General features: G+C 51.1%; 21 protein-coding genes, 1 pseudogene and 1 other annotated feature. Of the genes and pseudogenes, 12 read left to right on the forward strand and 10 right to left on the reverse strand.

Features of this window, described 5'->3' with window-relative positions; all coding sequences use genetic code 11:
- From wbaP to INF86_RS15410, 9 genes and pseudogenes are all read left to right on the forward strand, one after another.
- Nucleotides 1-1,366: undecaprenyl-phosphate galactose phosphotransferase WbaP (gene wbaP, locus INF86_RS15370; RefSeq protein ID WP_193543686.1), on the forward strand; the 1,366-nt coding region annotated here is incomplete at its 5' end.
- A 39-nt stretch (nt 1,367-1,405) separates the two neighbouring features.
- Nucleotides 1,406-2,437, forward strand: a complete 1,032-nt coding sequence (locus INF86_RS15375; protein ID WP_063147734.1) for a glycosyltransferase — start codon at nt 1,406-1,408, stop codon at nt 2,435-2,437.
- A gap of 79 nt (nt 2,438-2,516) precedes the next feature.
- On the forward strand, nt 2,517-3,581 hold the full coding sequence (rfbB, locus tag INF86_RS15380; RefSeq protein WP_038416360.1) for a dTDP-glucose 4,6-dehydratase: 1,065 nt from the start codon (nt 2,517-2,519) through the stop codon (nt 3,579-3,581).
- Between the two features lie 15 nt (nt 3,582-3,596).
- Complete coding sequence (gene rfbA / locus INF86_RS15385) at nt 3,597-4,463, forward strand: glucose-1-phosphate thymidylyltransferase RfbA (protein ID WP_032609646.1); 867 nt, start codon at nt 3,597-3,599, stop codon at nt 4,461-4,463.
- A 12-nt stretch (nt 4,464-4,475) separates the two neighbouring features.
- A complete protein-coding gene (gene rfbD / locus INF86_RS15390) occupies nt 4,476-5,366 on the forward strand; it encodes a dTDP-4-dehydrorhamnose reductase (RefSeq protein WP_038416359.1) in 891 nt (296 codons plus the stop codon).
- A 10-nt stretch (nt 5,367-5,376) separates the two neighbouring features.
- The gene (rfbC, locus tag INF86_RS15395) at nt 5,377-5,925 is read left to right on the forward strand and encodes a dTDP-4-dehydrorhamnose 3,5-epimerase (RefSeq protein ID WP_063147738.1); all 549 of its coding nucleotides are present in this window, start codon (nt 5,377-5,379) and stop codon (nt 5,923-5,925) included.
- 135 nt (nt 5,926-6,060) lie between these two features.
- The gene (gene gndA, locus INF86_RS15400) at nt 6,061-7,467 is read left to right on the forward strand and encodes an NADP-dependent phosphogluconate dehydrogenase (RefSeq protein WP_023294999.1); all 1,407 of its coding nucleotides are present in this window, start codon (nt 6,061-6,063) and stop codon (nt 7,465-7,467) included.
- Nucleotides 7,468-7,720: 253 nt separating this feature from the next.
- Nucleotides 7,721-8,887: a UDP-glucose 6-dehydrogenase gene (gene ugd, locus INF86_RS15405; RefSeq protein WP_032609644.1), complete on the forward strand. Its 1,167-nt coding sequence runs from the start codon at nt 7,721-7,723 to the stop codon at nt 8,885-8,887.
- 122 nt (nt 8,888-9,009) lie between these two features.
- Nucleotides 9,010-10,325, forward strand: a pseudogene (locus INF86_RS15410) (IS4 family transposase).
- A 37-nt stretch (nt 10,326-10,362) separates the two neighbouring features.
- Here INF86_RS15410 and INF86_RS15415 read toward each other — a convergent pair.
- The gene (locus INF86_RS15415; protein ID WP_023300532.1) at nt 10,363-11,367 is read right to left on the reverse strand and encodes an NAD-dependent epimerase; all 1,005 of its coding nucleotides are present in this window, start codon (nt 11,365-11,367) and stop codon (nt 10,363-10,365) included.
- A gap of 192 nt (nt 11,368-11,559) precedes the next feature.
- On the opposite strand from INF86_RS15415, the gene wzzB reads away from it, so the two are divergent.
- The gene (wzzB, locus tag INF86_RS15420) at nt 11,560-12,540 is read left to right on the forward strand and encodes an LPS O-antigen chain length determinant protein WzzB (RefSeq protein WP_063147739.1); all 981 of its coding nucleotides are present in this window, start codon (nt 11,560-11,562) and stop codon (nt 12,538-12,540) included.
- Between the two features lie 39 nt (nt 12,541-12,579).
- Here the strand turns inward: wzzB and hisIE are convergent, their stop codons facing one another.
- The 9 genes from hisIE to hisL form a co-directional block, all read right to left on the reverse strand.
- Complete coding sequence (gene hisIE, locus INF86_RS15425) at nt 12,580-13,191, reverse strand: bifunctional phosphoribosyl-AMP cyclohydrolase/phosphoribosyl-ATP diphosphatase HisIE (protein ID WP_063147740.1); 612 nt, start codon at nt 13,189-13,191, stop codon at nt 12,580-12,582.
- Nucleotides 13,185-13,961 (reverse strand): imidazole glycerol phosphate synthase subunit HisF, encoded by a 777-nt coding sequence (gene hisF, locus INF86_RS15430; RefSeq protein ID WP_063147741.1) that lies wholly within the window; start codon nt 13,959-13,961, stop codon nt 13,185-13,187. The genes hisIE and hisF overlap by 7 nt, the downstream gene beginning before the upstream one ends.
- Nucleotides 13,943-14,680 carry a 1-(5-phosphoribosyl)-5-[(5-phosphoribosylamino)methylideneamino]imidazole-4-carboxamide isomerase gene (gene hisA / locus INF86_RS15435; protein ID WP_193543687.1) on the reverse strand — a complete coding sequence of 246 codons (738 nt, stop codon included), beginning with the start codon at nt 14,678-14,680 and terminating at the stop codon, nt 13,943-13,945. Before hisA ends, hisF begins: the two co-directional genes overlap by 19 nt.
- Nucleotides 14,680-15,270 carry an imidazole glycerol phosphate synthase subunit HisH gene (hisH, locus tag INF86_RS15440; RefSeq protein ID WP_003859485.1) on the reverse strand — a complete coding sequence of 197 codons (591 nt, stop codon included), beginning with the start codon at nt 15,268-15,270 and terminating at the stop codon, nt 14,680-14,682. Before hisH ends, hisA begins: the two co-directional genes overlap by 1 nt.
- Nucleotides 15,270-16,337, reverse strand: coding sequence for a bifunctional histidinol-phosphatase/imidazoleglycerol-phosphate dehydratase HisB (hisB, locus tag INF86_RS15445; RefSeq protein WP_022648606.1), 1,068 nt, complete (start codon nt 16,335-16,337; stop codon nt 15,270-15,272). The genes hisH and hisB overlap by 1 nt, the downstream gene beginning before the upstream one ends.
- A complete protein-coding gene (hisC, locus tag INF86_RS15450; protein WP_045308614.1) occupies nt 16,334-17,395 on the reverse strand; it encodes a histidinol-phosphate transaminase in 1,062 nt (353 codons plus the stop codon). Before hisC ends, hisB begins: the two co-directional genes overlap by 4 nt.
- Nucleotides 17,392-18,696: a histidinol dehydrogenase gene (gene hisD / locus INF86_RS15455; protein ID WP_023300525.1), complete on the reverse strand. Its 1,305-nt coding sequence runs from the start codon at nt 18,694-18,696 to the stop codon at nt 17,392-17,394. Before hisD ends, hisC begins: the two co-directional genes overlap by 4 nt.
- A gap of 5 nt (nt 18,697-18,701) precedes the next feature.
- A complete protein-coding gene (hisG, locus tag INF86_RS15460; RefSeq protein ID WP_032623983.1) occupies nt 18,702-19,601 on the reverse strand; it encodes an ATP phosphoribosyltransferase in 900 nt (299 codons plus the stop codon).
- 45 nt (nt 19,602-19,646) lie between these two features.
- Nucleotides 19,647-19,770 (reverse strand) — a sequence feature (His leader region).
- A complete protein-coding gene (hisL, locus tag INF86_RS15465) occupies nt 19,746-19,796 on the reverse strand; it encodes a his operon leader peptide (RefSeq protein ID WP_099516347.1) in 51 nt (16 codons plus the stop codon). (Overlaps the previous feature by 25 nt.)
- A gap of 172 nt (nt 19,797-19,968) precedes the next feature.
- Between hisL and INF86_RS15470 the strand changes: the two genes are divergently transcribed.
- Together INF86_RS15470 and INF86_RS15475 are read left to right on the forward strand one after the other, a co-directional pair.
- Nucleotides 19,969-20,793, forward strand: coding sequence for an SDR family oxidoreductase (locus INF86_RS15470; RefSeq protein WP_193543688.1), 825 nt, complete (start codon nt 19,969-19,971; stop codon nt 20,791-20,793).
- Nucleotides 20,794-20,834: 41 nt separating this feature from the next.
- Complete coding sequence (locus tag INF86_RS15475; RefSeq protein WP_022648603.1) at nt 20,835-21,764, forward strand: LysR substrate-binding domain-containing protein; 930 nt, start codon at nt 20,835-20,837, stop codon at nt 21,762-21,764.
- The last annotated feature ends 15 nt before the right edge of the window (nt 21,765-21,779 follow it).

The following is a 21,779-nucleotide window of genomic DNA, read 5'->3' on the forward strand; positions in this document are numbered from 1 at the left end:
ATTTTGGCTTAATGTTTCTTTGGGGCTTTCCTTTTTAACCGTTATGTTTTTTATTGGCGACCTGAATACCTTTATGCCAATTCTACAAATTGATGTGAGGGTGTTGTCACACTTTATTCTGACAGTAATGTGTGTTTTTTGGTTTGGCGTCCGCTTACGTCATTATGCACAAAAGAAACCCTTCTGGTCTGAACTTAAAGAAACACTGCGTACTATTGTCATCTTTTCGATCTTCGATCTTGCATTAGTAGCATTTTCTAAATGGCACTTTTCTCGCTATATTTGGGCCTACTGTTGGCTATATGCCATCATTATGGTTCCGTTATCGCGTGAATTTACAAAAATCATTCTTAACAAATTTGGCTACTGGAAAAAGCGCACCGTTATTTTAGGTACCGGACGAAATGCGCGTGAAGCCTATTATGCTTTACAAAGCCATGAGGTGTCTGGTTTCAAAATTGATGCGTTTTGTGATTTTGATGCGACAGCCGATATTATGGAAGAGTGTCCGATCGTTAAAGATGAAGAGACATTGCTTACTCATTATAATTCGTTTTCAACTCAGTTCGTAGTCGCGTGCGATTTTGACGAAAAGGATAAATTTGAAAACTGGTTACGATTCCTTGCGAAACATAAGTGCCGTAACGTTATAATTATTCCTTCTCTGAGAGGATTTCCTTTATACGGCACTAGTATGTCATTTATATTTAGCCACGAAGTATTACTTCTTCAGGTTCACAATAATCTGTCTAAACTGACCTCGCGCTTTATTAAGCGTACCTTCGATATCGTCTGCACCTTAGGCATTCTTCTTGTTTCATCGCCACTGCTGGTTTACCTGTGGTATAAAGTTTCCCGTGATGGTGGGCCGGCTATCTATGCTCATACGAGAATTGGGCGCCGTGGTGAGAAATTTGACTGTTATAAGTTTCGCTCTATGAATATCAATTCAAAAGAGATCCTTGCAGAATTACTTGAGAAAGATCCTGAAGCTCGTGCTGAATGGGAAAAAGATTTTAAGTTGAAAAACGATCCGCGTATTACTGCCATTGGTCACTTCATTCGTAAAACGAGTCTTGATGAGTTACCTCAGTTATTTAACGTACTTAAAGGTGAGATGAGCCTGGTCGGCCCGCGTCCGGTCATCCACGAAGAGCTGGAACGCTATGCCGATGACGTTGAATATTATCTGATGGTAAAGCCAGGCATGACTGGCCTGTGGCAGGTGAGTGGACGTAACGATGTTGACTACACCACGCGTGTTTATTTTGACTCCTGGTATGTCAAAAACTGGTCTTTGTGGAATGATATCGTCATTCTCTTCAAAACCGTCAATGTGGTTCTGTTGAGAAAAGGCGCTTACTGAATTAAGCACATTGGATATGGCCTCTAATACGGAGTTTTAATGAAAGCCTTTGTTTTTGTTAATGATAACGGCGCTGCTTTTAGCCGTTATAAAAAAAATGAGATCCCTGCGCAGTTCGTGTACGGCGTATCCAAATTAGAAAAGATGGGCTTTGAGGTAATGGTCGGTCGGGGGAATTTACTTAATGATCTTATTTCATTTTGGAAGTTCAAACCAGATTTGTTCTTTATGCCTTTTATTAAAAGAAAAACGATGCTTTTTTATATTCTGGCACGTTTTTTTTTATTTAAAACAAAGTTTGCGGGTTGGATGCATCTCGATGTTTTCGCCCCTCCAGTGTCTCGATTAAAGAAAGTAATACATTCATTGCTTCTGCCATTTTTAAAGTGTTATGTAAGAAAAATTGATGCGATTTTCTTTCTTTCGGAAAAGTCACGCGATGAAATCAAGGCCTCAAGGGGACTTCATTCTCATCAATGTCACTTTATACCATGGGGAGGGGATGCAACTTTCTATGCACCTTTTATTAATGGATTACATAACGAGAATATAATTTCGACAGGGCGTGAAAATAGGGATCTGCCGTCTGTAATGTCATCGGTAAAAAATAGCGACGTTACAATTGATATCTATACCAGCGATTTAAATTTGCCTGAAAGCTATGCAAATGTAAATGGCGACATTAGGATAAATAAAGGTCGCTGGGCATATACAGACTTGCTTGAGAAAGTAAGTGCATCAAAGAGTATGATTATCCCTATTAAAACAGATAAGATCAATTATTGTGTCGGATTGTCTTCATTGATTGAGGCTATCGCTTTAGGCGTGCCAGTTATTGCTACATACAACCCTTACTGGTATGTCGATATTGAGAAAGAGAAGTGCGGTATTTATATTAAAGATAATTCTTTAATTGAATGGACGCGCGCTCTAGAAAAGTTAAATAGGGATCCCGAATTGGTTGCTCAAATGTCTAAAAATGCATTGAAAACATTCGTAGAAAAATGTGACTTTGTCCGTACGGAAGAGATGCTTGCAATGCATATAGATAATATACTCAAAAAAAAGTGATCCTTTAAAAGCTTATAAAGAATTGTATGAGTCAGTTGAGTATAGAGCTCCTCTGAATAACTAACAGAAAGTGAAAACTATGAAAATTCTTGTCACTGGTGGTGCTGGTTTTATTGGTTCAGCCGTGGTTCGGCATATTATAAATAATACTCAGGATTCAGTATGCGTGGTTGATTGTTTAACCTATGCAGGTAATGTTGAGTCTCTGGCACCAGTTGAAAAAAATTCGCGATACTCATTCTCTCTAACTGATATTACTAATGCGAAAGCTGTTGCGGATATTTTCAATTCCTTCCAGCCTGATATCGTGATGCATTTGGCTGCTGAAAGTCATGTTGACCGTTCTATCGACGGACCCGCGGCCTTCATCCAGACTAACGTAATAGGTACATTCATTCTTCTTGAAGCATCGCGTCAGTATTACGCATCACTTGATGATGATAGGAAGAAGGTTTACCGCTTCCATCACATCTCTACTGATGAAGTTTTTGGCGATCTTCACGATGCTGACGGATTATTCACTGAAGAAACACCTTATGCGCCAAGTAGCCCTTACTCGGCCTCTAAGGCGGGTAGCGATCATTTAGTTCGCGCCTGGAATCGTACCTATGGTTTACCAACGGTGATTACCAACTGTTCTAACAACTATGGCCCCTACCATTTTCCAGAGAAGTTAATTCCGCTCATTATTCTTAATGCTTTGTCGGGAAAACCGCTCCCGGTCTATGGGAACGGCGAGCAGATCCGCGATTGGCTGTATGTTGATGATCACGCCCGCGCACTGTACAAAGTGGCTACAGAGGGCAAGATCGGTGAAACATATTGTATTGGTGGTCATAATGAACGTAAAAATATTGATGTTGTAAAAACTATTTGCGCAATTCTTGATAAACTCATCGATAAAAAACCAAACGGTATTGTCAATTTTGCAGAGCTTATAACTTTTGTTGCCGATCGTCCTGGACATGATCTTCGTTATGCCATTGATGCAACTAAAATGAAAAATGATCTCGGCTGGGAGCCTCTAGAAACCTTTGAAAGCGGGATCGAAAAAACTATTCAATGGTATCTTAATAATGAAGGTTGGTGGCAGCGTGTTCTTGATGGCTCTTACGCTGGTGAACGTCTTGGCCTGAACAAATAATCGAGGTATAGCGTTATGAAAGGAATTGTTTTAGCTGGCGGTTCAGGTACACGCCTGTACCCGATTACACAAGGTGTGTCTAAGCAACTGCTCCCTATATATGACAAGCCTATGATTTTTTACCCAGTATCGGTACTCATGCTTGCCGGTATTCGGGATATCCTCATTATCACCACACCTGAAGATATGCCTGCTTTCCAGCGCTTAATGAAAGATGGCTCGCAGTTTGGTGTTAATTTCACCTACGCCGTGCAGCCCTCACCAGATGGCCTGGCACAGGCATTTACTATCGGTGAAAAGTTTATTGGCGACGAGCCTTGCGCATTAGTGTTGGGTGATAATATTTTCTTTGGTCAAAGTTTCGGTATGAAGTTGAATGCGGCGGCAAAGAAAACGTCAGGGGCAACTGTGTTTGGTTACCAGGTTCAGGATCCGGAGCGCTTTGGTGTTGTCGAGTTCGATGAACATTTCAAAGCATTATCTATTGAGGAAAAACCCCTCAAGCCTAAATCAAACTGGGCAGTCACTGGACTCTATTTCTATGACAATAATGTTGTCGACATGGTTAAGGAAATAAAGCCCTCTGCTCGCGGTGAGCTTGAAATCACAACTCTAAATCAGATGTATCTTGACCGGGGTGAGCTTGAGGTGGAGTTATTAGGTCGTGGATTTGCCTGGCTCGATACAGGTACTCATGATAGCTTGATTGAAGCTTCTCAGTTCATTCATACCATTGAAAAACGGCAGGGTATGAAAGTGGCATGCCTTGAAGAAATTGCATTCCGTAATAAATGGCTCAGTTCGGACGAAATAGCTGTTCAGGCCGATCTGCTTCAGAAAACATCTTATGGTCAATATTTGAAAATGTTGATTGGACAATAAACCGGCATGCCAATGAAAATTTTACTTGTAGGAAAAAACGGGCAGGTTGGATGGGAATTACAACGTTCTCTTTCCACTCTTGGAGAAGTCATCGCAGTAGATTATTTCGACAAGCATTTATGTGGTGACTTGACTGACCTTCCTGGCATCGCACAAACCGTACGATTGGTGAAACCTGACGTTATCGTTAACGCGGCAGCGCATACCGCTGTGGACAGAGCCGAACAAGAACGTAACCTGTCTGAGTTGCTCAATCAGAAAGGGGTTGCGGTTCTCGCTGAGGAGTCAGCGAAATTAGGTGCGCTCCTAATTCATTACTCTACAGATTATGTGTTTGATGGTGAGGGCGATCATTATCGGCTGGAAGATGAGGCGCCAGCACCGTTAAATGTCTATGGTGAGACTAAATTAGCAGGCGAGTTGGAAATTACGCGCCTTAATTCCCGACATCTCATATTCCGCACCAGCTGGGTTTATGCCACTCGTGGTAATAATTTTGCGAAAACCATGCTGCGTTTAGCTCGTGAGAAAGAGAGGTTGTCCGTTATCAACGACCAGCATGGCGCTCCGACAAGTGCTGAATTATTGGCTGATTGTACTGCACTGGCAATTCGAGAAGAGCAGAATAATAAATCTGTTGTTGGTAAATACCATTTAGTCGCAAGCGGGGAAACGACCTGGTTTGATTATGCAAATTTTGTTTTCGAAACGGCTAAAGCTCAGGGTGAGCCTCTTCTTATCCAGGAAGTTAACGGCATTTCTACCAGTGAGTATCCTACACCTGCTACTCGTCCGTTGAATTCGCGCCTCTCAAATCAGAAATTCCAGCGTGTGTTTAATGTGACACTTCCAGACTGGAAACAAGGTGTTGAACGTGTGGTAATAGAAGTTTTGGGGAAATAAAGAGTTAATAATGAATGTCATTGATACTGAAATTCCTGATGTAAAAATTATCGAGCCGGTCACTTTTGGTGATGAACGGGGTTTCTTTATGGAAACCTGGCAACAAAAGAAATTTTGTGAATTGGTATGCGAACGTAACTTCGTGCAGGATAACCACTCAAAATCTGCAAGGAATATTTTGAGAGGTTTACATTACCAGACTCAAAATCCACAAGGAAAATTGGTACGTGTTGTCAGCGGAGAAGTCTTTGATGTTGCTGTTGATATGCGAAAATCATCAGCCACGTTTGGGCGCTGGACAGGTATTATGCTTTCCGCTGAAAACAAACGTCAACTTTGGATCCCTGAGGGATTTGCTCACGGTTTTTACGTCTTGTCTGAAAGCGCTGAGTTTGTCTATAAGTGCACTGATTATTATAACCCTTTGTCTGAACATTCCCTATTGTGGAATGATGATTCTGTTGGGATTAAGTGGCCACTTATTGATGGTGAGTTACCCCTGCTGTCATCCAAGGATAGTTTAGGCAAGACGTTCGCCGATTCCGTCTATTTTGACTAAACGATACACTGTTTGCCTATCTCGCGGCCGTTAGCGCACCAAAGGCTATCCATAAGTAACAGGCTTGAGTTAACATCGTATATACATTCAAACTGCATCGCACCGCAGTGATTATCCCCAAGACAGGAGTATGTAATGTCAAAGCAACAGATCGGCGTTGTCGGTATGGCAGTGATGGGGCGCAACCTGGCGCTCAACATCGAAAGCCGTGGTTATACCGTCTCCGTTTTCAACCGCTCCCGTGATAAGACTGAAGAAGTCATCGCTGAGAATCCAGGCAAGAAGCTGGTTCCTTTCTATACGGTTAAAGAGTTCGTTGAGTCTCTGGAAACGCCTCGTCGTATCCTGTTAATGGTGAAAGCGGGCGCGGGTACCGATGCTGCTATCGATTCCCTGAAACCGTATCTGGATAAAGGCGACATCATCATTGATGGCGGCAACACCTTCTTCCACGACACCATTCGTCGTAACCGTGAACTGTCTGCGGAAGGCTTTAACTTCATCGGTACCGGCGTTTCCGGTGGTGAAGAAGGTGCACTGAAAGGTCCTTCTATCATGCCTGGCGGCCAGAAAGAAGCGTACGAACTGGTCGCGCCTATCCTGACCAAAATTGCAGCCGTTGCAGAAGACGGCGAGCCGTGCGTGACCTATATCGGTCCTGACGGTGCTGGCCACTATGTGAAAATGGTTCACAACGGCATCGAATACGGCGATATGCAGTTGATTGCCGAAGCATACTCCCTGCTGAAAGGTGGCCTGAACCTCTCTAACGAAGAACTCGCCGAGACCTTCACCGAGTGGAATAAAGGCGAGCTGAACAGCTACCTGATCGACATCACCAAAGATATCTTCACTAAAAAAGATGAAGAGGGTAAATACCTAGTTGATGTGATTCTGGATGAAGCAGCGAACAAGGGGACCGGTAAATGGACCAGCCAGAGCTCTCTGGATCTGGGCGAGCCTCTGTCCCTGATCACCGAATCTGTGTTTGCACGTTACATTTCCTCTCTGAAAGAGCAGCGTGTTGCCGCTTCAAAAGTACTGTCTGGTCCTCAGGCCAAGCCAGCGGGTGATAAAGCTGAATTCGTTGAGAAAGTTCGTCGTGCACTGTATCTGGGTAAAATCGTCTCTTATGCACAAGGTTTCTCTCAGCTGCGTGCCGCTTCAGACGAAAACAACTGGGATCTGAATTACGGCGAAATCGCGAAGATCTTCCGTGCTGGTTGCATTATCCGCGCTCAGTTCCTGCAGAAAATTACTGATGCGTACGCTGAAAATGCCGGTATCGCGAATCTGCTGCTGGCACCGTACTTCAAGAAAATCGCGGACGAATACCAGCAGGCGCTGCGTGACGTGGTTGCTTACGCTGTGCAGAACGGTATCCCTGTTCCGACCTTCTCCGCTGCGGTGGCGTACTATGACAGCTACCGTGCTGCCGTACTGCCAGCGAACCTGATCCAGGCGCAGCGTGATTACTTTGGTGCGCATACGTATAAACGTACCGATAAAGAAGGTGTGTTCCACACCGAATGGCTGGATTAATCTGATTTAACTCAGCCTGATAACAAAGCCCGGTGATGTTCACCGGGCTTTTTTTATAACGGATAAGCCCATCTGGACTTGCTTTGTCCAGCGAGTGTCTTTAAACACCCTATAAACCACTGCGTTTTCTCATTTCTGCAGCCAGGCATTCGCCTTGACAGCCGCTCAACATAAGAGGTAAAAACCTCAACAGTTGTTTATTGCGGTGGTGTGCTTACGCCTCCTGAAACCTAAACTTGAAGAAGTTGAACGAATGAAAATAACTATCTCCGGAACAGGCTATGTAGGCCTATCAAACGGCATTCTGATCGCACAAAACCATGAAGTGGTGGCGTTGGATATCGTTCAGTCCAAAGTGGATATGCTTAATCAAAAGCAATCCCCGATTGTTGATAAAGAAATCCAGGAATACCTTGCTAATAAACCGCTGAATTTCCGTGCTACGACGGACAAAGAAGACGCCTACCGCGACGCAGATTTCGTCATCATCGCCACACCAACGGATTACGACCCAAAAACCAACTACTTCAACACCTCAACCGTAGAAGCGGTGATCAAAGATGTTATCGCAATCAACCCAAAAGCGGTGATGATCATCAAATCGACCATTCCGGTAGGCTTCACCAAATCGATTAAAGAAGAGTTGCGTATTGATAATGTCTTCTTCTCGCCAGAGTTTCTGCGCGAGGGCAGGGCGTTATACGATAACCTGCACCCATCCCGTATCGTGATCGGTGAGCGCTCTGAGCGTGCGGAACGTTTTGCCGCACTGCTGCAGGAAGGCGCAATCAAGAAAGATATTCCGGTACTGTTCACTGACTCTACCGAAGCCGAGGCGATCAAGCTCTTCGCCAATACCTATCTGGCAATGCGCGTGGCCTACTTCAACGAGCTGGACAGCTATGCAGAGAGTCTGGGCCTGAACACCCGCCAGATCATCGAAGGCGTGTGCCTCGACCCGCGTATAGGCAATCATTACAACAACCCGTCGTTTGGCTACGGCGGTTACTGCCTGCCGAAAGATACCAAGCAGCTGCTGGCAAACTATCAGGCGGTGCCAAACAACCTGATTTCCGCGATTGTGGATGCCAACCGCACGCGTAAAGACTTCATCTCTGATTCTATCCTTGCGCGTCAGCCGAAAGTGGTGGGCGTCTATCGTCTGATCATGAAGAGCGGCTCTGATAACTTCCGCGCCTCATCTATTCAGGGGATCATGAAGCGTATTAAGGCGAAAGGCGTGCAGGTCATTATCTATGAACCAGCGATGCAGGAAGATGAATTTTTCCACTCCCGCGTGGTTCGCGATCTCGACGCTTTTAAGAAAGAAGCGGATGTGATTATCTCGAACCGTATGGCGGAAGAGCTGGCAGACGTCGCTGATAAGGTCTATACCCGCGATCTGTTTGGCAGTGACTGATGTTAGCGTTCTGAGCATAAAAAAACCGGTCATCGCGCCTAATGCCGTTCAGTTAAGGATCGGTTGACCGATCCCTTGTTTGTGTAAAAATCCGGACATACTCACACGTTTCCGGATTTTTTATGCTTCTAAGTCAGGCTCTCAACACCGTTCATAATTTTACGCCGGTGGCGTTTTCTGCGCTTTCTGAACTACTCTCACCTGAACTTATTGATGAATGTCTCACTGATACCGGTATCGTCACTATCCGCAAACGTCGGCTTCCGCTGGAGATGATGGTCTGGGCTGTAACCGGGATGGCATTGTTTCGTTCCCTGTCCATGAACCAGATAGTCTCACGCCTCGATATTCTTCTTCCCGGTAAACGTCCCTTTGTGGTGCCCAGCGCCGTTGTTCAGGCTCGTCAGTGGCTGGGGGCTGATGTTATTCGCCGGGTCTTTGAAAAAACGCGCCAGCTCTGGTTTGAAAAAACACCCTTGTCACACTTGAATGGACTCACGCTGCTGGCAGTGGATGGAACGTTATGGCGAACCCCAGATACACCAGAAAATGATGCCGCCTTCGGACGCACGGCGAATGCCAGTTCCCGCTCTGAGTGGCCCCAGGTTCGCATGGTCTGCCAGATGGAAGTCACCAGCCACCTTCTGACGGGAACGGCTTTCGGCAGCGTATCGGCGACCAGCGTAATTGACCTTGCGGCACGGCTCGCGGAGCGAACGCCGGAACATACGCTGACGCTCATGGACAAAGGCTTTTACGCTCTGGGACTGATGCACCACTGGCAGTCATTGGGTGTGGAGAAACACTGGTTAATCCCGCTCAAAAAAGACGGCAGTATCAGGTAATACAGAAACAGGGCAAAGGGGATGACATCGTGGAGCTGAATGTATCTCCAAAGGCGAAACGCAAATGGGACGGCGTACCGCCAGTACTGACGGCGAGGCTGGTCAGTAAAGAGGTAAACGGGAAGATGGTGCGTATCCTGACGTCAATGAATGACCCGCTGAGATACCCTAAAGCAGACATTACCGAGCTGTACGGGCATCGTTGGGAAATAGAGCACGGGTTCAGGGAGATGAAGCAACATCTTCTGAATAATGAACAGGTGCTGAGAAGCCGGAAACCGGAACTGGTGGAGCAGGAACTGTGGGGCGTGGTGCTGGCCTATAACCTGCTGCGATTTATGATGGCGCAAATGATGTATAATCTGAAAGGGATAGAGCCATATCAGATAGATTTTAAGCAGGCGAGTCTGTATCTGTCGGCCCAGCTAAGTCTGTTACCAGCGGTCTCACCGGGTAAAATCCCGAAGATAATAAATGAGATACTGGCCATGGCGGAAAGTTTTGTGCTACCGGGACGCAGGAAGAGGCATTACCCACGAGCAGTAAAAAAGAAGCCGCAACGCTACGCGTTACGGCAATCTTCAAAAGCTTAACTGACAAGCATTAGGCAATCTGCCGGGTTTTTTGTTTTTAAACGTTATAGAAGTTGCGGTACCAGTCGACGAAGTTTTTCACGCCTTCTTTGACTGAGGTTTGTGGTTTAAACCCAATAACGTCATACAGCGCTTTGGTGTCCGCACTGGTCTCCAGCACGTCCCCCGGCTGGATCGGCATCATATTTTTCACCGCTTCTTTGCCCAGCGCCTCTTCAAGCGCAGTGATGTAATCCATCAGTTCGACAGGTGAACTGTTACCGATGTTATACACGCGATACGGGGCAGAGCTGGTTGCTGGCGAACCGGTTTCGACTGTCCAGTCTGCATCGGCCTGAGGAATGACGTCCTGTAGGCGAATAATCGCCTCCGCAATATCATCAATATAGGTGAAGTCGCGCTTCATCTTGCCGTAGTTGTAGACGTCGATGCTGTTGCCTTCAATCATGGCTTTGGTGAATTTGAACAGCGCCATGTCCGGGCGTCCCCATGGGCCATAGACGGTAAAGAAGCGCAGGCCAGTGGTCGGCAGATTGTACAGATGCGAATAGGTATGCGACATCAGCTCATTGGCTTTTTTGGTTGCCGCATACAGGGAAACCGGATGGTCTACGGAGTCGTCAGTAGAAAACGGCATCTTACGGTTGAGGCCGTAAACAGAGCTGGATGATGCATACAGAAGATGCTGAACCTTGTTGTGGCGACAGCCTTCCAGCACGTTCAGGTGACCTACCAGGTTCGCATCTGCATAGGCATGCGGGTTTTCCAGAGAGTAACGCACACCCGCCTGGGCGGCAAGATGGATCACGCGGTCAAATTTCTCCTCAGCGAAGAGCGCGGCCATGCCCTCACGGTCCGCTAAGTCCAGCTTGTGGAAGGTGAAACTCTCGGATTTGAGCAGATCGAGGCGAGCGAGCTTGAGGTTTGGGTCATAGTAATCATTCAGATTATCAATCCCAACAACTTCATGCCCTGCATCAAGCAGGCGCTTGCTGACATGAGAACCGATAAAGCCCGCCGCGCCCGTAACCAGAAATTTCATAGCTTCCCTCATTCACAGTGTTCTTGTTGATGTCCCAGGACATCAGAATCCGTCTATGATAGCGCGTCGCACTTCACTTACATAACCCATCTTTCCGATATAACTCATCGGATTCTTATAGAAAAATCGCCAGCAACAGATACACTAAGGAAACAAGATTATTTTTGCCCTTTTTCATCTGTTAGGGATAGTATGACGCAAAACAACAACAACCTGGTCACACGCAACAATGACCCGGAGCAAATTGATTTACTGGATTTAGTGCTACAGCTGTGGCGTGGAAAGTGGGTGATTGGGGCATTCGTTGCTGCTTTCATTGTTCTCGCCGTTGTTTACATCACTGTAGCTAAAGAAAAATGGACATCCTCTGCCATCATAGCCCAGCCTGATGCGGCACAAATCGCCACCTATTCCAATGCGTTGAATATCCTCTATGGTGGCGCAGCGCCTTCCATGCTGGATATTCAGAATCGTGCTATTGGTCGTTTTAATTCCTCTTTCTCGGCATTAGCACAGGCGCTGGAGAATCAGGAAGATCCGGAAAAACTGACTATTGAGCCTACCGTAAAAGGGCAAAGTTTACCTTTAACCGTAAGCTATCAGGGCGAATCCGCTGATGCAGCTCAAAAGCAATTAGCTCAGTATATTCAGCAGGTTGATGAGCAGACGGCTAAAGAACTGACGCTTGACCTCAGAGATAACCTCAAGCAGCAGATCACAACCCTGAACGACTCCCTTCAGAACCAGGAGAAAGTAGCACAGGAGCAGAAAGATCTGCGTATCAAACAGATCTCTGAAGCTTACAAGAATGCGGAAGCAGCTAAGATTAGTACTCCACAGCTCCAGCAAACGCAGGATGTCACTCAGGAAACCATGTTCCTGCTGGGTACCGTAGCGCTCAAGTCAATGATTGATAACGAAGCGTCACGTCCGCTGGTCTTTTCAGGCGCTTACTACCAGACCAAACAAAACTTACTGGATATTCAGAACCTCAACGTTAACCCAGACACTATTCACGTCTACCGTTACGTCATGAAGCCGAACCTACCTATCCGACGTGACAGCCCTAAAAAGGCCATCACCCTCATCCTTGCCGTTCTCCTCGGCGGGATCATAGGTTCTGCTGTCGTTCTTGGCCGTAACGCGCTGAGAAACTACAAACCAAGAGCCTGATTTACACACAAAAAAAGACCGGGTTTCCCCGGTCTTTTTTTATTTATGCCGTTTCCGGAGATTCTCAATCACCGTCGTTAAATCCAGCTCCTGATCCTGAAGCAGCACCAGCAGGTGATACATTAAATCCGACGCTTCGTTCGTCAGCTCCTCACGGTCATGCACGGTGGCCGCCAGCGCCGTTTCAACGCCTTCCTCACCCACCTTCTGCGCAATACGCTTGGTGCCGCTGGCGTACAGCTTCGCCGTGTACGAGCTCTCGGGATCCGCTGATTTACGCTCTGCCAGCAGCTGTTCCAGCTGATAGAGGAACAGCCACTGATGGCTCGCCTCGCCGAAGCAGCTGCTGGTGCCTCTGTGGCAGGTCGGCCCAATCGGGTTAACCAGCACCAGCAGGGTGTCGTTGTCGCAGTCAGGCGTAATGCTGACCACGTTCAGGAAGTGACCCGAGGTTTCCCCTTTTGTCCACAGGCGCTGTTTGGTGCGCGAGAAAAACGTCACCTTGCCGCTGTCGATCGTTTTCGCCAGCGCCTCCTGGTTCATGTATCCCAGCATCAGCACTTCGCCTGAAACGGCATGCTGTACAACTACCGGCAGTAATCCGTCAGTTTTTTCCCAGTCCAGCTGTGCCTGTTGTTGTTCTGTTAACATACCCTGATCTCCACGCCCTGGTCGGCCAGGTACGTTTTTAACTCACCAATATTGATAATCTGTTTGTGGAACACGGAAGCGGCCAGCGCGCCGTCCACGTTCGCATCGCAGAAGGCTTCAAGAAAGTGTTCCATGGTGCCCGCGCCGCCGGAGGCAATCAGCGGAACCTGGCAGACCGCGCGCACTTTTTTCAGCTGCTCGAGGTCGTAACCGTTACGAACGCCGTCCTGGTTCATCATGTTCAGAACGATTTCACCCGCACCGCGTTTTTGCACTTCCTGCACCCAGTCCAGCGTCTCCCATTGGGTGACGCGCGTGCGGCTTTCATCGCCGGTGTACTGGTTAACGTGATATTTTCCCGTTGCGGCATCAAACCAGGTGTCGATCCCCACGACAATGCACTGCACGCCAAAGCGATCCGCCAGACGCGTAATCAGCTCCGGGTCGGCCAGGGCAGGGGAGTTAATGGAAATTTTGTCCGCACCGAAAGAGAGAATCTTCGCCGCATCGTCAGCAGATTTAATCCCGCCCGCCACGCAGAAGGGAATATCAATCACCTCTGCCACGCGCGCCACCCAGCTTTTGTCCACCACGCGGCCATCGCTGGAGGCGGTGATATCGTAAAATACCAGTTCGTCTGCGCCTTCATCGGCATAGCGTTTAGCCAGGGGAACGATGTCGCCAATGATCTCGTGGTTGCGGAACTGCACGCCTTTTACAACCTGACCATCACGCACGTCCAGGCAGGGAATTATCCGTTTTGCCAGCATTGAATCGCCTCCTTCACCGTAAATTTGCCTTCCAGCAGCGCGCGACCCACGATCACGCCGCGTACACCGCTTCCGCGCAGAGCGGCGATATCCGCCAGGTCGCCGATGCCGCCAGAGGACTGAAACGCCACCTGCGGATAACGCGCGCAAACCTCTTCATACAGCGAGACGTTAGAGCCTGCGAGCGTACCATCGCGTGAAATATCCGTGCACAGCACATGCTTTAGCCCTACGGGGAGATACATCTCAATCAGCTCTTCCAGCGTTACGCCGGAGTTTTCCTGCCAGCCGCTGACCGCGACCTGCTTGTTACCCTGCGCGTCAATGCGCACATCCAGCGCCAGCACCAGCGCATCCGCGCCGAAGCGGCGGAACCAGCCCTTGACCGTCTCAGGATCTTTCACAGCGGTCGAACCGACTACCACGCGCGCCACGCCCGCGTCCAGTAAGGCGGCAACATCGGCTTCCGTACGCACGCCGCCGCCCACCTGCACCGGGACGTCCACGCCAGCCACCAGTGTTTTAAGCAGTGGGATCTGGCGTTTGGCCGGATCTTTCGCGCCGGTCAGATCGACCAGGTGCAACACCTCAGCGCCCTCCGCGGCGTAAGCCTGTAACCGCGGCAGCGGGTCGTTGCCATAGTCGCGCTGCTGCCCGTAATCACCCTGATGGAGACGAACAACCGTGCCGTCAATCAAATCTAAAGCGGGAATTATCATCACATCTCCAGGAAGTTTTTCAGCAGCTGCGCGCCGGCGGCGCCGGAGCGTTCCGGGTGAAACTGCACGCCGTAAAAGTTATCTTTCTGCACGGCGGCGGTGAACGCCTCGCCGTAATTGCACTGGGCGATGGTGTAGGTATTCACGGGCATGGCGTAGCTGTGGACGAAGTAGAAGTACGCGCCGTCTTCGATTCCCTGGAACAGCCTGTTGCCCGCCTTCGGATAAACGCGGTTCCAGCCCATGTGCGGCAGCGGCAGGCCGTGGTCGGTCATTTTCGGCACGTCTTCTTCTATAATGCCCAGCAGATCGACGCCGTTGCTCTCTTCGCTGCGGCGGCCAAGCAGCTGCATGCCGAGGCAAATGCCCAGCACCGGTTGAGTACAGGCTTTGATGAGATCAACCAGCTCGCGCTCGTGGATCTGATCCATCGCCGCCTGGGCGGTGCCTACGCCCGGCAGAAAGAGTTTATCCGCGCGCAGCACCACGTCCGGATCGCGGCTCACCACCGGCTCGTAGCCGTGGCGCATAATCGCCGACTGTACGGAGTTCAGGTTGGCGCATCCGGTGTCCAGAATCACCACGTTCATTACAGCACTCCTTTCGACGAGGGAAGGGCGTCACCTTCCACGCGGATCGCCTGGCGCAGGGTACGGCCAAAGGCTTTGAACAGGCTCTCGACGCGGTGGTGATCGTTTTTGCCTTTAGTTTTCAGGTGCAGCGTCAGGCCCATAGTGTAAGAAAGCGAGCGGAAGAAGTGCTCCACCATCTCGGTGCTGAGATCGCCAACGCGCTGGTAGGTGAAGTCGGCTTTATATTCCAGGTGCGGACGCCCGGAGATATCCATCGCGCAGCGCGCCAGGCACTCGTCCATCGGCAGAACAAAGCCGAAGCGGTTGATGCCGCGCTTGTCGCCGAGCGCCAGCTTCAGGGCTTCGCCCAGCGCCAGGCCGGTATCTTCCACGGTGTGGTGATCGTCGATATACAGGTCGCCCTTAACGGCGATCTCCATGCGGAAGCCGCCGTGAGTGGCGATTTGATCCAGCATATGGTCGAAGAAACCGACGCCGGTGTGGATCTTGCTGCCGCCTTCGCGATCGAGCCAGACCTTCACGTCGATCTGCGTCTCTTTGGTGTTGCGTTCAACGTGAGAATAGCGGTCGCGTCTGGTGAGCTGCTCGCTAATCATCGCCCAGTTTAGCGTGTCGCGGTTATAGCGCAGGCCTGCAATGCCCATATTTTCGGCCAGCGTGATGTCCGTGACGCGATCGCCAATCACATAGCTGTTCGCTTTATCCAGCGCCTCTTCCGCCAGATAACGCTCAACAAGCTTCACTTTTGGCTTGCGGCAGTCGCACTCGTCGGCAGGCATGTGCGGGCAGATCAGCACCTCGTCGAAGGCGATGCCCTGCGAGGTCAGCACCTGCATCATCAGGTTGTGCGGGCCGTCAAAGTCCGCCTGCGGGAAGCTGTCTGTGCCCAGACCGTCCTGGTTGGTGATCATCACCAGCTTATAGCCTGCTTTCTGAAGCTTCAGCAGCACCGGGATCACGTCGGGTTCAAAGGCCAGCTTGTCGAAACGATCGACCTGAAAATCGCTGGGTGGCTCCGAGATGATGGTGCCGTCACGATCGATAAAGAGATACTTCTGACTCATACTTTCTCCGCTTTCAGGGCGTCAATCACGCGCTGGCTCTCCGCGCGGGTGCCGACGGTAATACGCAGGCAGCCGCTCAGGGTAGGTTGTTTATTCTGGTCTCGTAAGATAATGCCCTGATCCCACAACGATTTAAATATCGCGCTTGAGGCGGTGAAGCGCACCAGGATGTAGTTGGTCTCCGAGTCGAACACCTGCTCCACGCACGGAATCGTTTTCAGGGCATCGACTAGATACTGACGCTCCTCCAGGATCTGCGCCACACGCTCGCGCATCGCGCTGATGCCCTGCGGGGCCAGCGCCTGTGCCGCAATATCGGCAACCGGCGTTGAGAGCGGATACGGGGCGATCACTTTTAGCAGCAGGTCGATAACCGCTTTATTTGCCAGCGTAAAACCGCAGCGAAGACCGGCGAGAGCGAACGCTTTGGACAGAGTGCGCAGCACAACGAGATGCGGATACTCTTCAATCCAGCCTGCCAGCGTCGCCTGCGGGCAGAACTCAATGTAGGCTTCGTCGGCCACAACCAGCGCTTTGCCGCGCGTCATTTCCAGCAGGGAACGGATATCCTGCGGATTGATAATCTGCCCGGTGGGGTTGTTCGGGCTACAGACAAACACCACCTTCACGCCGTCAAGGTTATCGGCGATGCCCTGCAAATCCAGCTGCCAGTTGTCGAGCGCCTGTACGTTGCGGCAAGCCACGCCAAAGGTTTCGGCGCTGACGCTGTACATCCCGTAGGTGGGCTGGCAGTACATCACCGCGTCTTTACCCGGCTCGCAGAAGGCGCGGATCAGCAGCTCAATCCCTTCATCCGCCCCACGGCTGACCAGCACCTGCTCAGGCTTCACGCCTGCATACTGCGCATAGTTCTCGATCACCGCTTTCGGCTGACACTCCGGGTAGCGGTTTAGCGTCTGCTGCGAAAGCTCAAAGGCCACCGCCGTGGGGTATTCGTTGGCATTCAGCCAGACATCGCCGTTGCCGCCAAGACGACGCGCAGACTGATAGGGCGTCAGGCGACGGACATTTTCGCGGGCTAATTCTTCGATGTTCATGCTTGCTCCTTCAGGGCGGCAACGCGCAGCGTCACGGCATTTTTGTGGGCAGTCAGGCGCTCGGCGGCGGCCAGGGTTTCAATGGTCGACGCCAGCGAGGCAAATCCCTCGCGGGAGAGTTCCTGCACGGTCATGCGCTTCTGGAAATCTGCCAGCCCCAGGCTGGAGCAGGTTGAGGTATAGCCATACGTGGGCAGCACGTGGTTGGTGCCGGAGGCGTAATCCCCGGCGGATTCCGGTGACCAGTCCCCGAGGAACACCGAGCCTGCGCTGGTTATGCTGTCGACCAGATCGCGCGCGTTGCGGGTCTGAATGATCAGGTGCTCAGGACCGTACTGGTTGGAGATGGCGATGCACTGGTCGATATCGCGAGCCACAATCAGTCGGCTGGCCGATAGCGCCTGACGCGCCGTTTCCGCACGCGGCAGGTCGGCCAGCTGACGCTCAACGGCCTCGCCCACGCGTTTTGCCATATCGGCATCTGGCGTCAGTAAAATCACCTGCGAGTCAGGGCCGTGCTCGGCCTGCGAGAGCAGGTCAGAGGCCACGAAATCAGGTGTAGCGCCGCTGTCGGCAATCACCAGCACTTCAGACGGACCGGCAGGCATATCAATCGCCGCGCCGTCCAGACGCTGACTGACCTGGCGCTTCGCTTCGGTAACGTATGCGTTGCCCGGGCCAAAGATTTTGTCGACTTTGGGAACAGACTCCGTCCCGAACGCCAGGGCGGAAATCGCCTGCGCGCCGCCCACTTTATAGATCGCCTGCACGCCGCACAGCTTCGCCGCATACAGGATCTCATCGGCGATCGGTGGCGGAGAGCAGAGCACCACCTTCTGACAACCGGCAATACGTGCCGGAGTGGCCAGCATCAGGACGGTCGAAAACAGCGGGGCAGAGCCGCCAGGAATATAGAGGCCAACGGACGCCACCGGGCGCGTCACCTGCTGGCAGCGCACGCCGGGCAGGGTTTCCACATCCACCGCCTGCAATTTCTGCGCGGTGTGGAAGGTATCAATATTTTTCACCGCGACGGCCATCGCCTGTTTGATCTCATCCCCAAGGCGGCTTTCCGCCCCGGCGATCTCCTGTGCGGTGACCTGTAACGCGTCGACCTCAGTTTTATCAAACTTCGCGCTGTACTCACGCAGCGCGTCGTCTCCGCGGGCTTTGACGTTATCGAGGATCTCCGCCACGGTGCGGGTGATGCTCTCCGAGGCGGAAATTGCCGGGCGCATCAGCAGCTCACGCTGTTGCGCGTCGCTACAGGTATTCCAGTCGATGATTGTGTTAAAGCTCATGGTCGTTACTCCATCATCTTCTCAATTGGCAGCACCAGAATGGAGCTCGCGCCCAGCGCCTTCAGTTTTTCCATCGTTTCCCAGAACAGGGTTTCGCTGCTCACCATGTGCATCGCCACGCGCTGCTGGTCGCCCGCCAGCGGCAGAATGGTTGGGCGCTCAGCACCTGGCAGCAGGGCAATCACTTCGTCCAGGCGCTCGGTTGGCGCATGCATCATGATGTATTTGGATTCACGCGCCTGAATCACGCCCTGAATGCGGGTCAGCAGCTTGTCGATGAGCTGCTGTTTAGCCTCCGCCATCTCGCCGTCGCGCTGGATAAGGCACGCTTTGGAGCGGTAGATCACCTCCACTTCGCGCAGGCCGTTGGCTTCCAGCGTGGCGCCGGTGGAGACGAGGTCACAGATGGCATCGGCCAGGCCCGCACGCGGCGCCACTTCAACAGAGCCGTTCAGCAGACAAGATTTAAACTGCACGCCTTTTTGATCGAGGTAACGCTTCAGCAGGTGAGGGTAAGAGGTGGCGATACGTTTGCCGTTCAGCGCGGCCGGGCCATCCCAGGCTTCATCAACCGGCGTGGCCAGCGACAGGCGGCAGCCGCCAAAGTCCAGACGACGCAGGGTAAAGTAGCGCGGATCTTCGCCCTGCGCGCGGCGGGTTAATAACTCTTCCTCCAGTACGTTTTCGCCGATGATGCCGAGGTCAACGACGCCATCCATGACCAGGCCCGGAATATCGTCATCACGTACGCGCAGAATGTCGATCGGCATATTTTCAGCCAGGGCGATCAGGCGCTGGGTGTGCAGGTTGATTTTAATCCCGCAGCGGGCCAGCAGTTCGCGTGAATCATCGCTTAAACGGCCTGATTTTTGAATAGCTATGCGTAAACGTGAGTTATCTAACATTCTGTGTTCCTCGTTAACCTGTTTTAACCTGTCTGAATGCGGTCCAAAAAAAAGCCCCCGGAAGAAGATCTTCCGGGGGCTTTTTCATGCGTTCATGCACCACTGGAAGATCCAAACGTCTTCCAGCACACATCGCCTGAAAGACTAGTCAGGATGATGGTGATGATGGTGGTTTTTAAAAGGAACGCGTGTCATATAAATTCTCGTTGAATGCTTATGCATTTGATGTCTTTTAACCTAAACCAGTTGTACGCCATAAAGCAAGGGCTTTTTTTGATCATTAATTCATTTCATATTGATGGTATGAATTGTGCGTTCCATAAGGCTGGCGTAGCCTTATAACAGGCGTCGTTAAGCGGAGAATGTCATGAAAAAGGTCGCGATTGTCGGATTAGGGTGGTTAGGAATGCCACTGGCGATGTCATTAGCCGCAAAAGGCTGGCAGGTGACAGGGAGTAAGACCACGCGGGACGGGGTTGAGGCGGCGCGCATGTGCAGCATTGATGGTGTCGAGCTGCGTCTCGAACCCGAGCTTATCTGCGATACCGACGAGCTGGATGAACTGATGAATGTGGACGCGCTGGTCATTACCTTACCAGCGCGGCGCAGCGGGCCGGGCGAGACGTTTTACCTGCAGGCGGTGCAGGAGATTGTCGACAGCGCCCTGGCGCACCATATTCCGCGTATCATTTTCACCAGCTCGACCTCCGTCTATGGCGATATCGACGGTACGGCGAAAGAAAACACCGAGCGCCGTCCGGTGACCGCCAGCGGACGGGTACTGAAAGAGCTGGAAGACTGGCTGCACAATCTGCCTGGCACGCAGGTGGATATTTTACGCCTCGCCGGGCTGGTGGGGCCGGGGCGTCATCCGGGACGCTTCTTTGCCGGTAAATCCGCGCCGGATGGTCAGCACGGCGTTAACCTTGTACACCTTGAAGATGTTATCGGTGCAATAGAGCTGCTTTTACAGGCTCCGAAAGGGGGGCACATCTATAATATATGTGCGCCTTCGCATCCGCCACGCAGCACCTTTTATCCGCTGATGGCGCGCCAGCTGGGTCTGGCGCCGCCGGTGTTCAGTGAGGCGCAGGGGGAGCGCAAAGGCAAAATTATTGATGGCAATCGTATTTGCCATGAACTGGGATTTGAATATCAGTATCCCGATCCGCTGGTTATGCCCATGGAATAATTGCGCCGGCGGAGGCCATCGCACACCGCAAGGGGGCGAAGATGAAACCGCTGCTGGATGTTCTTGTTATTCTGGATGCGCTGGAAAAAGAGGGGAGCTTTGCCGCCGCCTCGGCGAAGCTCTATAAAACCCCTTCGGCTCTGAGCTACACCGTGCAAAAGCTCGAGAGCGATCTTAATATTCAAATTCTTGACCGCACTGGCCATCGCGCGCGTTTCACCCGTACTGGGCAGATGCTGCTGGAAAAAGGGCGTGACGTGCTGCATACGGTTCGCGAGCTGGAAAAACAGGCCGTCAAACTTCATCAGGGCTGGGAAAATGAGCTGGTGATTGGGGTTGATGATACTTTCCCTTTTTCGCTGCTTACCCCGCTTATTGAGGCGTTCTATCAGCGCCATAGCGTCACGCGGCTGGTTTTTATCAACGGCGTGCTGGGCGGCTCGTGGGATGCCTTAACGCAGGGCAGGGCGGATATCATCGTTGGAGCGCTGCATGAGCCTCCTCAACTGAGTGAATTTGGTTTCGCCCGGCTGGGCGTTCTGGAGCAGATCTTTGCCGTTGCGCCTCACCACCCGCTGGCGAATGAACCGGAGCCTGTTTCAAGACGCGTCATTAAAAACCATCGCGCCATTGTGGTGGGAGACAGCTCCCGCCCCGAGTGCGGCATTTCATCGCAGCTTCTGGATGAGCAGGAGGCCATCACCGTTTTTGATTTTAAAACCAAGCTGGAACTGCAAATAAGCGGCCTGGGGTGCGGCTACCTTCCCCGTTATTTAGCACAGCGCTTTATTGAAAGCGGCGCGCTGGTGGAAAAACAGGTTTTAGCGCAAAGCAGTAACGAATCGGTATGGGTGGGCTGGAATGAACAGACCGCCGGGCTTGCCAGCGCCTGGTGGCGAGACGAAATTTTAGCAAATAGTGCTATCGCGACAGTTTACACTCAGGCAGATGATGGGAAATCAACCAGTTAGTAAAATTAATTTATG

The organism is Enterobacter cloacae complex sp. I1M (assembly GCF_014982425.1).
Classification (GTDB): domain Bacteria; phylum Pseudomonadota; class Gammaproteobacteria; order Enterobacterales; family Enterobacteriaceae; genus Enterobacter; species Enterobacter intestinihominis.

Bases quoted from the DNA above. Each gene is read 5' to 3' on its own strand.
- INF86_RS15375 (WP_063147734.1), top strand. From the start codon at position 1,406: ATGAAAGCCTTTGTTTTTGTTAATGATAACGGCGCTGCTTTTAGCCGT.
- rfbB (WP_038416360.1), top strand. From the start codon at position 2,517: ATGAAAATTCTTGTCACTGGTGGTGCTGGTTTTATTGGTTCAGCCGTG.
- rfbA (WP_032609646.1), top strand. From the start codon at position 3,597: ATGAAAGGAATTGTTTTAGCTGGCGGTTCAGGTACACGCCTGTACCCG.
- rfbD (WP_038416359.1), top strand. From the start codon at position 4,476: ATGAAAATTTTACTTGTAGGAAAAAACGGGCAGGTTGGATGGGAATTA.
- rfbC (WP_063147738.1), top strand. From the start codon at position 5,377: ATGAATGTCATTGATACTGAAATTCCTGATGTAAAAATTATCGAGCCG.
- gndA (WP_023294999.1), top strand. From the start codon at position 6,061: ATGTCAAAGCAACAGATCGGCGTTGTCGGTATGGCAGTGATGGGGCGC.
- ugd (WP_032609644.1), top strand. From the start codon at position 7,721: ATGAAAATAACTATCTCCGGAACAGGCTATGTAGGCCTATCAAACGGC.
- INF86_RS15415 (WP_023300532.1), bottom strand. From the start codon at position 11,367: ATGAAATTTCTGGTTACGGGCGCGGCGGGCTTTATCGGTTCTCATGTC.
- wzzB (WP_063147739.1), top strand. From the start codon at position 11,560: ATGACGCAAAACAACAACAACCTGGTCACACGCAACAATGACCCGGAG.
- hisIE (WP_063147740.1), bottom strand. From the start codon at position 13,191: ATGTTAACAGAACAACAACAGGCACAGCTGGACTGGGAAAAAACTGAC.
- hisF (WP_063147741.1), bottom strand. From the start codon at position 13,961: ATGCTGGCAAAACGGATAATTCCCTGCCTGGACGTGCGTGATGGTCAG.
- hisA (WP_193543687.1), bottom strand. From the start codon at position 14,680: ATGATAATTCCCGCTTTAGATTTGATTGACGGCACGGTTGTTCGTCTC.
- hisH (WP_003859485.1), bottom strand. From the start codon at position 15,270: ATGAACGTGGTGATTCTGGACACCGGATGCGCCAACCTGAACTCCGTA.
- hisB (WP_022648606.1), bottom strand. From the start codon at position 16,337: ATGAGTCAGAAGTATCTCTTTATCGATCGTGACGGCACCATCATCTCG.
- hisC (WP_045308614.1), bottom strand. From the start codon at position 17,395: ATGAACATCGAAGAATTAGCCCGCGAAAATGTCCGTCGCCTGACGCCC.
- hisD (WP_023300525.1), bottom strand. From the start codon at position 18,696: ATGAGCTTTAACACAATCATCGACTGGAATACCTGTAGCGACGCGCAA.
- hisG (WP_032623983.1), bottom strand. From the start codon at position 19,601: ATGTTAGATAACTCACGTTTACGCATAGCTATTCAAAAATCAGGCCGT.
- INF86_RS15470 (WP_193543688.1), top strand. From the start codon at position 19,969: ATGAAAAAGGTCGCGATTGTCGGATTAGGGTGGTTAGGAATGCCACTG.
- INF86_RS15475 (WP_022648603.1), top strand. From the start codon at position 20,835: ATGAAACCGCTGCTGGATGTTCTTGTTATTCTGGATGCGCTGGAAAAA.